The organism is Ralstonia nicotianae, assembly GCF_018243235.1.
Lineage (GTDB): Bacteria > Pseudomonadota > Gammaproteobacteria > Burkholderiales > Burkholderiaceae > Ralstonia > Ralstonia nicotianae.
Genome location: NZ_CP046675.1, coordinates 413,532 through 425,607, shown reverse-complemented (window position 1 = coordinate 425,607; position 12,076 = coordinate 413,532). Strand labels below are relative to the sequence as shown.

The 12,076-nt window shown below is 69.2% G+C and carries 10 protein-coding genes; 5 read left to right on the top strand and 5 right to left on the bottom strand.

Features of this window, described 5'->3' with window-relative positions:
- The first annotated feature begins 74 nt into the window (after positions 1 to 74).
- Positions 75 to 488, top strand: a complete 414-nt coding sequence (locus GO999_RS18245; RefSeq protein WP_020830107.1) for a winged helix-turn-helix transcriptional regulator — start codon at positions 75 to 77, stop codon at positions 486 to 488.
- A gap of 150 nt (positions 489 to 638) precedes the next feature.
- Here GO999_RS18245 and GO999_RS18240 read toward each other — a convergent pair whose 3' ends face one another.
- Positions 639 to 2,585, bottom strand: a complete 1,947-nt coding sequence (locus GO999_RS18240; RefSeq protein ID WP_028854321.1) for a leucine-rich repeat domain-containing protein — start codon at positions 2,583 to 2,585, stop codon at positions 639 to 641.
- A gap of 439 nt (positions 2,586 to 3,024) precedes the next feature.
- On the opposite strand from GO999_RS18240, the gene GO999_RS18235 reads away from it, so the two are divergent.
- From GO999_RS18235 to GO999_RS18220, 4 genes are all read left to right on the top strand, one after another.
- Positions 3,025 to 3,723 (top strand): lytic transglycosylase domain-containing protein, encoded by a 699-nt coding sequence (locus GO999_RS18235; RefSeq protein ID WP_011004139.1) that lies wholly within the window; start codon positions 3,025 to 3,027, stop codon positions 3,721 to 3,723.
- 92 nt (positions 3,724 to 3,815) lie between these two features.
- On the top strand, positions 3,816 to 5,372 hold the full coding sequence (locus GO999_RS18230; protein ID WP_211907081.1) for a methyl-accepting chemotaxis protein: 1,557 nt from the start codon (positions 3,816 to 3,818) through the stop codon (positions 5,370 to 5,372).
- Positions 5,373 to 5,487: 115 nt separating this feature from the next.
- Positions 5,488 to 6,201: a hypothetical protein gene (locus GO999_RS24825; RefSeq protein WP_247579630.1), complete on the top strand. Its 714-nt coding sequence runs from the start codon at positions 5,488 to 5,490 to the stop codon at positions 6,199 to 6,201.
- A 281-nt stretch (positions 6,202 to 6,482) separates the two neighbouring features.
- Positions 6,483 to 7,262: a hypothetical protein gene (locus tag GO999_RS18220; RefSeq protein ID WP_249215110.1), complete on the top strand. Its 780-nt coding sequence runs from the start codon at positions 6,483 to 6,485 to the stop codon at positions 7,260 to 7,262.
- Positions 7,263 to 7,397: 135 nt separating this feature from the next.
- Here GO999_RS18220 and GO999_RS18215 read toward each other — a convergent pair whose 3' ends face one another.
- The 4 genes from GO999_RS18215 to GO999_RS18200 form a co-directional block, all read right to left on the bottom strand.
- Positions 7,398 to 7,946, bottom strand: a complete 549-nt coding sequence (locus GO999_RS18215; protein ID WP_019719505.1) for a hypothetical protein — start codon at positions 7,944 to 7,946, stop codon at positions 7,398 to 7,400.
- A gap of 100 nt (positions 7,947 to 8,046) precedes the next feature.
- On the bottom strand, positions 8,047 to 9,498 hold the full coding sequence (locus GO999_RS18210) for a nicotinate phosphoribosyltransferase (RefSeq protein WP_197343261.1): 1,452 nt from the start codon (positions 9,496 to 9,498) through the stop codon (positions 8,047 to 8,049).
- Between the two features lie 62 nt (positions 9,499 to 9,560).
- The gene (locus tag GO999_RS18205) at positions 9,561 to 10,598 is read right to left on the bottom strand and encodes a bifunctional nicotinamide-nucleotide adenylyltransferase/Nudix hydroxylase (RefSeq protein ID WP_087452796.1); all 1,038 of its coding nucleotides are present in this window, start codon (positions 10,596 to 10,598) and stop codon (positions 9,561 to 9,563) included.
- A 113-nt stretch (positions 10,599 to 10,711) separates the two neighbouring features.
- Positions 10,712 to 12,019 (bottom strand): MFS transporter, encoded by a 1,308-nt coding sequence (locus tag GO999_RS18200; protein WP_211907080.1) that lies wholly within the window; start codon positions 12,017 to 12,019, stop codon positions 10,712 to 10,714.
- Positions 12,020 to 12,076: the final 57 nt, after the last annotated feature.

Here is a 12,076-nt window from a genome sequence, read left to right as displayed (position 1 = left end):
CGGATACGCTCGCAAGAACGCACGATTTGGGACGCCACGATCAAATCTGATCGTGCAGACATGGGAGATCGGCCGTGGAAGCCACAACAGCGCAGGCAGTCGAATTGCCCCGGAGACCGGAACACGGCACACCGCCGCCCGAGTCGTGCCGCCTGGTGCTGGAGATCCTGAGCCGCATCGGCGACAAGTGGACGGTCATGGTCATCGGCACGCTGGCGGACGGGCCGATGCGCTTCAACGCGATCCTGCGCGCCATCAGCGGCATTTCCCACCGGATGCTGACGCTGACCCTGCGCGGCCTCGAGCAGGACGGGCTGGTCAAGCGCACGGCCTACGCGACGATTCCGCCGAAGGTCGAATACGAACTCACCGAACTGGGCCTGTCGCTGATCGAACCGCTGCGCGCGCTCGGTGACTGGGCCGTCCGGAACCGCCCCGCCATCGCGGCGGCACGGGCGCACTTTGCGTCCTTGACGGCAGCGCAGTAGGCGCGGCGGATACGCCATGCGAGGCCGGGGCGGTTTTCCGGCGCGCTGACCGGCACGGCGCCTCGCGCACCACCGCCCTGGCCGCGCCCGCTGCCGGACGGCGGAACCGGGCCGGCCCCGGCTACCCGGCGCCGGCCCTTGGCGGCGCGCTCAGTGGATCGTCGGCGTGGCCGGCAACCATACCTGCGCCGCCGCGGCCTGCCGCTGGACGGGGAGCACGGTATCGCCGTCGATGGGCATGCCGTGGCGATCGGCGTAGATCTGCGGCAGGGTGTCCGCCAGCACCTCCACGGCCTCGCCGATGAAGTCGTTGCCCGTGGCGCCCTCCAGCAGCGAGGACCAGGCTTCGTGACGCATCAGCGTGGCCGCCCGATCGGCGAACGACGGGCCGTTGCGCACGCACTCCTCCGTCAGCAAGGCCATCAGCTCCGGGATCGCCAGCCCCTCGTCGTCCAGGTGCCCCAGGGCGTAACGCTCGTGGGCGCGCTGGAAGACCAGGCAGCGCAGCGTGGCGGAATTGCACAGCCCATCGACCAGGAAGCCGAGCCGGCGGGCATCGCGGCGTGAACGGACCTCGTCCGGCATGGCGGCATTGGCCGAGCGCTCCACCCAGATGCGGAAGGCATCGCTGCCGTATTCGGTGTCGTAGAGACCCAGTCGCGTGCGCCAGTTCTGGAGCAGGCGTCCCCAGTCCGCGCCCTCGCCCGGGTTCGGCAGCGGCACGGACGGTGCCTGCGCGACAGTGCGCCGGCGTTGGACCAGGCGCTCCGCCAGATGCGGCGGCACATCAATGCGGCAGGTCGCGGGCAGGCTGCGCAGGGCCTCGGGCAGATCGGTCAGGCCGACGCAGCCGCGCAGATCGAGATGGGTGAGCCGCTTCAGGCCGCCCAGCGTGGCCGGCAGCGTGCGCAGCGCGACGCAATCGCGCAGGCGCAGCGTGCGCAGCGATGTGCAGGCGCCGAGGTCGGCGGGCAGCGCGGTCAGCGCCGTCATGCCCGAACAGTCCAGGTGGCGCAGCCGGCGCAGCGAACCGAGCGAGCGCGGCAGCGTGGTCATGCCGGTGTTCTCGCGCAGGTCCAGCGACTCCAGCACCGACAGCTGGCCCACGGTCTCCGGCAGCGCGGGCAGCACCGGATTGCCGCGCAGGTTCAGTTGGCGCAGCCGCTGCAGCTGGCCCAGGCTGGTCGGCAGCTGCGTCAGCAGCCGGCTGCTGGCCAGCGTGAGGGTCTGCAGCCGCTGCAGGGCGCCCAGTTCCACCGGCACGATGCGCAGGTCCGAGCCCTGCAGCACGAGGCGCTCCAGCTGCGGCAACTGCGACACCGCGGTGGGCAACGCGCGCAGCGGCGAATCGAGGATGACGAGCTCGCGCAGTTGCTGGAGCTGGCCCATCCTGCCCGGAATCGCGGTCAGGCGCCGGTTGCGCGAGAAATGCAGCGAGCACAGGTTGGGCGGCAATCCGCCCGAGGCCGGCCACTCGAAGACATCGCAGTCGTGCACGGTCAGCACTTCGACCTGCTCGGCATTGCACAGCGCGCTCGGCAGGCGCATCACGGGAATGCTGTCCAGCACCAGGTGCCGGCTCTTCTGCTGCATGGCGAGCAGCATGCGCGTGGCCGCCAGCGCGAGTCCCTGTTCTGTCGGACGATTGGCATCGGGCAGCAGCGGACCGCTGTAGCGGCTGACCCGGCGCACCATTTCCTGCTGCCAGCCGGCCACGGCATCGCAGACCGCCATCCAGCGGTTGCCGTCGGCGAACGGTACGGTGCCCCGCGCATGATGCGCGTGGAGCCCGCCCGCCGGCTGCTGCAGGCGCTGCGCGGCGCGCGCGGCATCGGCACGCATCTGGTGCTGGGCGCGCGACGGCTCGGCCGCCGGCCGGCGCTCGTGCCGCGGCATGATCGTCGTGTGTGCCCGCGCCGCCACGGGTGCCGGGTTCGCGTGCCCTGCCGGCACCGGTCGCACGCGCCGCAGCGCGCGCCTCAATGCGCGTGACAGGCGGGCGACCAGCGAAGACGGCGCAGCCGCCGGTTCTGCCTGGGCCGGCTCTTGCGCGGTCGGATCAGAAGGCGAGGTGGCAATACCGGTGAGCGATTGCATGATTGTTGTCCGAATAAAGTTACGAAGCACGGCGGATTGCTGTGGCCCTTCGGTGGCCTTTCCCCCCTTTCCGCCTGTTCGCTCATCCTATTGGTTGCCACCAATCGGCCCGTCCGTCCTGGCGAAGCAGTCGTGCCCGAACCGAAGCGCGTGCGCCAGGATGCGCGCGGCGCCGTTTCGCTTTGAGGTCGGCAACTTCGCTGCCGGCCGGTCCGCCGGGCCGCCCCGCACCTACGATCCGGGCATGGTCATTCCCCGGAGTCCGTCATGCAGCCCCAATCGCAGCCCCAATCCCCGCGCGTAGCCGCGGCCCGCGAGCACCGTCCTTCCGTCCACGCCACGCGGCCGGCTGTGCGCCGCGCCAGCCAGCGCGTCTGCCAGCACCAGCGCATCCGGCAGCGCCAAGTGGATGCTCGCCCGTGTGTCGGAGCGCACGAGCATGCCAGCGCGTAATCCGGCCCGGGCCGCCGCGCGGCGCTGGGCGATGCTCGCCGTTGCCCTGCTGGCCTGCCTGCCGCCCAACGGCAAGGCCGATTGCATCGACGATGCCGCCGCCTACCACGACGTCAATCCGCAGGTCCTGCGCGCCATCGGCTACCAGGAGTCGCGCCTGAATCCGCAGGCGCGCAACCTCAATCGCAACGGCAGCGAAGACCTCGGCATGTTCCAGATCAACTCGATCCACCTGCCGGAACTCTCCCGCTACGGCATCGGCCGCCAGATGCTGTTCGATCCGTGCGTCAGCGCTTATGTCGCCGCGTGGCACCTGTCGCGCAAGATCAGGCAGCACGGCAACAACTGGTGGGCCATCGGCGCCTACCATTCGGAGTCGCCCGAGCACAACGGCGTCTACGCCCGCGCCGTCGAGGGCATCCTCAACCGCAAGCAGCCGCTGGCCCGCTCGGCGCGGCCGTCGGCGCTGCCCGCGCCTGCCGACGGCAACACGGTGCTGGTGACGAACAGCGCCGCGGCCCGCCCGATGCATGCGATCACGACGCGGCGCGCGCCGCCTTCGGCATCCGCCCCGTCCGCCGCCAAGCTCACCGGCGCGGATACCCCCGAAGACGACCGCTGGCTCGACAGCATGCTGGTCAGCCTCAACCGCAGCGCCAGCCTGCGCGAACGCTTCGCCCGATAGGGGCGGCGAATCTTCAACTATCTTCAAACCCGCTCAAGAAGTGCCACGCCCACCCGTACCCACAATGCATCACATTTTTCGGGAGTGACCTCATGACCCGCTTGAAGATCGGGCTCAGGCTTGGCGTGGCATTCGGCTTTGTGGTCTTGCTGGGGTTGCTGACGGCGGCGCTGGCCGTCGCACGGCTCAACGCCACCAGCGGCGACATCGAACAGATCGCCAGCAGCCTCTATCCGAAGACGGCCCTGATCAACACCATGAAGATCAACGCCGCCAGCATGGCCTCGCTGCTGCGCGACGCCTGGATCGCGCCGGATGCCGCGGCCGCCAAGGTGCCGCTGCAGAAGCTGATGGAGCTGCGTGACGTCAGCGTGAAGCTGCGTGACGATCTGCAGAAGCGGATCCGTACCCAATCCGGCCAGGACCTGTTCAAGCGGCTGCAGGACACGCAGGAGCGCTACGGCGCCCTGCGCGCCCGCGTCATCGCCGCCATCAACGCCGGCGACAAGGAAGCGGCGCGAGACCTCCTGCTGACCGAGATGCCCGCCGTGCAGTCGACCTACTTCGATGCGCTCGACGCCCTGGTCGCGTATCAGACGCAACTCATGGTGGACACCACGGGCCGCGCGCTCACCGCGTCCGAGCGCGCGGCCATCCTGCTGCTCGTCATGGCGGCGGCGGCGGCCGTGCTGGCGGTCTTCGCGGGGGTGTGGATCACCCGCTCGATCGTCCGGCCGCTGGACCAGGCCTTGCACCTGGCGGACAACGTGGCCCAGGGCGACCTGTCGACCCGCATCGATTCGCGCGCCGCCGACGAGACCGGCCAGCTGGTGCGCGCGCTCGAATCGATGCGCGCGAACCTCGCCACGATCGTGCAGGAAGTGCATGAGAGCACGGACACCATCGCGACCGCCTCCGGGCAGGTGGCCGCCGGCAGCACCGACCTGTCGTCGCGGACCGAGCAGCAGGCCGCCTCGCTGGAGGAGACCGCCGCCAGCATGACCGAGCTCACCGAAACCGTCCGCCGCAACGCGGACAACGCCCGGGAAGCCAGCACGCTGGCCACGGCAGCGGCCAGCGTGGCCACCGACGGGCAGGCCGCCATCGGCCGCCTCAACGACACCATGCACCGCATGCACGAAGACTCCGGCAAGATCGCCGACATCACGGGCGTGATCGAGGGCATTGCCTTCCAGACCAACATCCTCGCCCTCAATGCCGCCGTGGAAGCGGCCCGCGCCGGCGAACAGGGGCGCGGCTTCGCGGTGGTGGCCGGCGAGGTCCGCAGCCTGGCGCAGCGCGCCTCGGCGGCGGCCAAGGAGATCAAGCAGCTGATCGAGCGCTCGGTCAGCGGCATGCATGAAGGCAAGGAGGCCACGCGGGCCGTCGGCACCACCATCGACCGCATCGAGACCGAAATCGGCCGCGTGGCGCAGATCGTCGTGACCATCGCCGATGCATCGGAAGAGCAGCGCAGCAACATCGAGCATGTCGGCCAGGCCGTCCAGCAGATGGACGAGGTCACGCAGCAGAACGCGGCGCTGGTCGAGCAGGCCGCCGCCGCGGCGCAGTCGCTGGAAGAGCAGGCCGCGCAGCTGAAGACCTCCGTGGCGGTGTTCCGGCTGGCGCAGGCGCCGTCGGCCTGGTGATGCGCCATCCTCATCGCTGACACTTCGCCCAGAGCGACAGCCCTTCGGGGCGGCGCTCTGGCGCACGCGCGGCATTACCTAGGATGAAGCCATCGTCCACGCATCCGCCGCGATCATGCCCCCGCCGAAGATCACCAGCCCCGTCATCCGACCGATCACGGTCCCGTCAAGCGGGGGAGGCACATCGCACGGCACCGCAACACCGACGCCGTCGACCGAGCGTGCCGGCCGTGCGCGCCAGAGCCAGTTCGCCGATCTTCCGAAGCGCGGTCATTCCGCATCGGTGAGCGGCCTGAGCCTGAAACGCCCTGTCAAGCTGGCCTTCGTCGAGCGGTTGGCCCGGCGTGGCACTGACGGGAAGGCCGAAACGTCGAACGTGACGGGCCCATCTGCCGATCTTCCGACGCCCAATCCTCCCGCATCGACGGCTGCCCCGGGCCACGCAAAAGGCGTCAGCCTGAAACGCCCCGTCAAACTGGCCTTCGCCGAGCGATTGGCCCAGCGTGATAGCGGCGGGAAGAGCGAACCGTCGAACGTGAAGGGCCCGGCCGCCGACCCTCCGGAACCCGATCAACCCAAATCGGCGGCCGGCTCGAGGCACGCAAAAGGTGTGAGCGTGAAGCGCCCGGCCAAAGTGGCCTTCGCCGAGCGGTTGGCCCGGCGCAATGGCGGCGGGCAGGACCAAATGTCAGGCATGAAGGAAATGATGCGGCATCAGGGCGAGATGATGCTCATGAGCTCGCAAATACAGAACAACCTCAACTGGACCCAGACTGAGGCCAAGCTGCGGGAAGCCGGCAGCAAGGCGGCGAAGGAGCTGATCCAATAAAGGCACGGGTCGTCCCGCCGCGCAGCCAAACTTCATCAATGCTCAGAAAGGCCCGCCAGCCGTGGACCGGCCGCCGGTCACTTGCTACAGTTCGCGCCAGCTTTGGTACGGGAGCCAGCCCAGCTGCCAAGCCAAGGTCAGGCAGGACCGGGGGCCCCTCCCCGGCCCCGCCGCTCTATGCAACAGCGTGCATCTGAGTATTGTTGAAAGTGTCGCGGCTGTACGGTCCTATGATGTCTCTGTGGCGTTACCGCGCCACATCCCTGTGCAACTGTTGGATCATGCAGCCCGCCGCCCTGGCGGGTCTTTTTTTTCCCGCGCGCGAACGCCACACGGCCGCACAGCCGATCTTGCCGCCCCGCGCGGCGCAGACCGTTTGCCCCGGGAATCAGACGAATCCGTTCTGCTCTAGTTTTCTTGCGCTTGCCTTGAACAGAGATCGCGGAGAAATGTCGACGGAAGGCTGCCTAGCCAATAATCTGATCCGATCGCCCGGCGCAGAACCCGGGCCCGGACGAGCAGTCGCCCCTCACCTCCAAACGCACACCATGATTCCCAAACGGATCGGCGGGAACAGCCTACCCTCCCTGGCCGGCAACACACCGACGGACCGCCACGGCGAACCGGCCGCCGCGCCGCCCGCGCCGACGGCACGGACCGCCGGCCAGCAACTGGCCGAGCTGAACACGCCGCGCACCCCGCGCCAGCCGCCCGCGATGGACGTGCTGAAGCGGCGCCGCAAGCCTGAGACGCGGCAGCGGCTGCATCGCCTGCGCAAGGCCCTCGGTGAAATCAGCCCGGCACCGTCGTCGCCAGAACAGGCCTGGGCCGACATTCGCAACGCCATGGCCCGCGCGGATCTCGCCGGCTGGACCCTCCCGGCGCTGTCGGACGAGGCCGCCATCCGCCACGCCGACGGCTCGGTGGAGATCGGCCTGATCTCCCACGCCATCGTGTTCAATCCGGGCGGCGCGTTCCGCATCCTGGATCTGCTATCGCCCGGCAGCCCCTACTTCGAAATGGCCGGGCATGGCGGGATTGCGTTTGTGGCGCCGCGCTGATTCGCGCCGATTCCGCGCCCGCGCACGGCGGTGACGAAACGGCGCATCGCCGGGCAATCGGACTTGCCGCGGAGGGCAACCGCTGCGGCGTGACCGTGGCCGGGCGCTGCCCGACGGGCCATCACCCGGCACCGCCTACGCCAATGCCGGATTCGCTTCGCTGATCCGCCGCTGCAGCCAGTCGATGACCGGCGCCCCGGCTTCGTCCGAGACGTCCTGATCCCAGAACGGCGATGCGACCAGCACTTCGACGTCGAGGCCCTCGAGCGAATGGCTTGCCAGGATGGCGCCGATCTGCAGCCGCCTTGCCCGCTCGATGATGCTCCAGACCCGGGCCTGCCCCGCATTGCATCGCAGCTCGATGCCGAACGCCTCGCGCAATGCGCCGTCCCGCGACTTGTCTTCCATCCAGTCGATGCGCGACGCCAGTGCCTCGTCCTGGAGCAGGATGCCGACGAGATTCCGCGCCTCGTGCCCCGACAGCGGGATCACGATGAACCGCTCGGTGTCGAACCGCTGCGAAGCCGCGGCGCCGTCAACACTTGCCGGCGGTTGATTCCGCTGATGCGGTGGGTTCTGTGGGGGTCCGTTCGCTGTCATCGGGCTGGCCTGCTTGTCAAAGCCGAAGACTATGGACCGGCGCTCGCGCGGCGGTCCGCGCCGGACCGGAAGCGCGGAGGCCATCAGCGAAGTCTCCGCGAAGCGGCCTGGCCGACCCGGCTTCGGGTCGGCGGCGAGGCTGCCTCGCTGCCCGCCGGCGCTCGCGTGGCGGACGCAGCCCGTTTCAGTCGACGAGCGCCGGCGCCAGCTCGTGTGCCTGGGCGCGTGCCCGCACGGCGTCCAGCGACACGTCCTGCAACAGGCGGCCGTTTTCGAACACCGTCACCAGGGCGTCCTCCCATTCCCCTTCGATCCGGCGGTCGTCCCAGGCGAGCGGCAGCGTGGCCGTCGCGTACTCGCCGGACACGCGGTTGCGCAGCAAGGTCAGGCGGCCCTTCTTCGAGCGCTTGCCGGCATCGGTGACCGGGTCCTTGCAGACCTCGCGCCAGGCGCCGTCCACCCGCACCGCCGAGCACTTCATGGCGAAGCGCTGGGTATCGCGGTTGAGCTGCTGCAGCAGGGCACCCCCCATACCGAAGACGATGTTGTCCGCCGCATAACCCGCGGCCTCCAGCGCGGCCAGGATCGCCTCGATCGACGCGGCGTTGATGCCGTCGCCCTGGATCACGCGCACATGGTTGAGCACGCGGTAGCCCTTGCCGTTGACGGTGGCCCCGAACGACGCATCGAGCGCGCGCACCGTCTGCAGCACGATGCTGCGCGGATCGCCCGAATCGGGGCGCACCACCAGCGTGGCGCCGGAATCGATCACCGCCTGCCGCAGCTCGCCGCCCCATAGGCGCAGCGCGGCGAACAGGTCGTACGAATCGGACACCACCGAGACGATCGCGCCCGGCTTGCCGAACTGGCGCAGCATGTTGCGGTAGGCGTCGGCCTCGCCCGCCCTGCCCCACGCGGTGATGGTGCTGTGCTCGGCGGCCGGCACCGAGAAGGCGGCCATCTGCGCGTTGTAGTACAGATTGGCCGCCGCCACGCCCAGCACGGTGTCCGACCCCATGAAGCTGACCAGGTGCGCCGCCCCGCCGATGGCCGACGACTCCGCGCTCGACACGCCGCGCGCGCCGAAGTCGTGCACCTTGAACGGCAGCTGGCCGGGGTCGTCGCTGGTCTGCTCCAGGTAGCGGCGCACCAGCTGACGCAGGTGCCAGCTCTGCGTCGCCACCGTGATCGGATACCACGCGCGCAGCAACATCGTCTCGAGATACGACGCGAGCCAGAACACCTCGGGGTCGTCGCACTCGACCGTCATCAGCACGTTGTGGTTGGGCACCACGCTGCCCTCCGGCACCGCGCGGATGCGCACCGGCAGGTAGCCGTCGTAGCGTGCGACGATGTAGCGCCAGCCGGCTTCGTTGAACGGCTCGCCGTGCGCGGCGAAGAACCCGCGCGCCGCGTCGATCATGGCCGGCGTGATGGGGCGGCACAGGTATTCCTTCGCCAGCATCTGTAGCCCGAAGAACACGGTGCGGTCATAGCGGCCGCCGCGCGACTCGACGTAGGAAAACATGGCCGACGTGCCGGCCGGATACTGCAGGTAGTGGGAAGCCTTGTACGAATCCGTATTGAGGATCGGATTGGACAGGATGGCCGACAGGCCGGGCAGATCGTTTTGCATGGCTAGAGCTCCTCTATGCCGTTGGCTGGCCGCGGGGTCTGTCCCCGCGGAGGTTGGGAAGGTCAGAGCTTCCCGAGAAAGTGGTAGGCGATGTCGAAGTGGTCCTCGAACATGACGTCGCGCATGCGTGCGAAGTCGTTGAGCGGCACCCAGCGTGCCTTGTCGGCATCATCCCCGCCCTTGACGCGCGGCAGCTCGCCGACCGGGAAGTGGAACAGGAACGCATGCGTGATGGTGCGGCCGCGCAGGGAACGCTGCGGGTGGTCGAACACCTGGCGGTCCTTGACCGAGCCGCGCAGCACGGGCTCCGGCAGCTTGAGGCCGGTCTCCTCGCGCAGCTCGCGGATGCACGCTGTCTCCAGCCGCTCGTCCTGGCCGACGAAGCCGCCGGGCAGCGCCCACAGGCCACGCCCCGGCTCGCTGCGGCGGCGCACCAGCAGCAGGTGGCCGGAATGCACCACCACGGCATCCACCGTGACAAAGGTGACCGGGTACGGCGCCGCCGCCCATGCCTTCCTGTACGTGGCGATGAACTCGGCCTCGGTCTTCAACTGGGCGAACGCCGGCTGGTTGCGGAAGGCTTCCAGCCACGCGAACACCGGCGCCGGCACGGCCCAGGACACGAAGCTGTTGCTGCGCTCGGCGAAATACTGCTCGCGGATCTCGGTGGACGACACATCTTCCGAGGCATCGACCTCCACCAGCGGCCACTGCGGGAACATGCGCAGGTAGTACGACGAGGCGTCTTTCTCGTGCCCGATCAGGCCGATCCTGCGGTCGGCGGTGCCGCCCAGTTCGGCGGCGACGGCATCCTGCACCCAGCGTAGCCAGTCGACGTCGTTGTAGGTGGAGTCCTGGACGGCGCCGATCCGCACGCGCTCACGCTCGGCCTCGCTCAGCACGGACAGGATCATCTGCCGGCGCTCGTCGAAGGAAAACGGGTCTTTGATGGTGCGCGGCTTGTCGGTCGAGCCGATCAGCACGCAGACGGTATCGGCAAGGCTCAGGGCCCGGCGCAGCACCTCAACGTGTGCACGATGCAGTGGCTGGAAACGGCCGACGAAAACCAGCGCGTCGAAACGCTTGGTCGTGGTGCTCATGAGGCTCCCTCAAGAGATTGGCGGCTTCGGGTCTGTCCGTCAGCCGTGCCGGCATGGTACGCCGCCCGCGGGCGGCGCGTCAAATCAAGATTCGATCAAGCAGCGCGATGGCCTCAGCTGCCGGCCGCGCGCGGCGCGGCGCCCAGCTCGCCCGCCGGCAATGCCATCGGGCGGCGCGGCTCGCGCAGCACGTTCCACATGACGATCGCGGCGGCGATGTCGAACAGGGCCAGCGCCGCGAACAGCGGGTTGTAGCCGATGGTCGAGGCCAGCGTGCCGACGGCCAGCGAGAACAGCGTGCCGCCCAGGAAGCCCGACATGCCCGCCAACCCCACGGCGGTGCCGACCTCATGCTTGCCGAACACGTCCGAGGTCAGCGTGTACAGCGCGCCCGACAGCGTCTGGTGCGCGAAGCCGCCGACGCAGAACAGCGCGATCGCCGTGTAGGGGCTGGTGGCCAGGCCGATGCAGGCCGGGCCGATCATGCAGACCGCGCCCGTCACCATCACCACCTTGCGCGAGGTGATCAGCGACGTGGAGAAGCGCTTCTGGTACCACGGCGCCAGATAGCCGCCCAGCACGCAGCCGACGTCCGCCGCCAGGAACGGCAGCCACGCGAACATGGCGATTTCCTTGAGGTTCATGTGGCGCTCGGTCGCCATGTAGAGCGGGATCCAGAAGTTGAAGGTCTGCCACGCCGGCTCGGTGAGAAAGCGCGGGATGGCGATCCCCCAGAAGCGCCGGCCCGACACGATCTCGCGCCACGACGGCTTGACGGCATCGGCGCCGGGCGCCGGCGTCTCCTGCCCCGCGCGGATGTAGGCGTGCTCCTCGGCGGACAGGCGCGGATGCCGGGCCGGTACCCGGTAGAGCATGAACCACAGCGCGCTCCACACCAGCCCGAGCACGCCGATCACCGCGAAGGCGAAGCGCCAGTTGCCGTGCAGGATGCACCAGACCACCAGCGGCGGCGCCACCAGCGCGCCCACCGACGAGCCGATGTTGAACCAGCCCGTGGCGATCGAGCGCTCCTTGGCGGGAAACCATTCCGACGTCGCCCGCAAGGCGGACGGGAAGCCGGCCGCCTCGGTCACCCCGAGCATGGCGCGGAACACCGCCAGCGACACCCAGTTGCCCGCCGTGCTGTGCAGGATGCAGACCACCGACCAGGCCCCGGCGAACAGCGCGAAGCCCAGCTTGGTGCCCAGCACATCCAGCACGTAGCCGGCCACCGGCTGCATCACCATGTACGCGGCCTGGAAGGCGGCGACGATGTAGCCGTACTGCTGCGTCGTGATGCCGAGCACCTTGTTGACTTCGGGCGCCGCGGCCGCCAGTGCGTTGCGCGCCAGGTAGTTCATGATCAGGCCGGTCAGCACCAGCCCGATCATCCACCAGCGCAGGCCTTTGATCGTGTTCATGTCGTCTCCTTGTTGATCCCGCTCGTCGGCGGGTTGTTTTGCCTGGGTGGCCGCGGC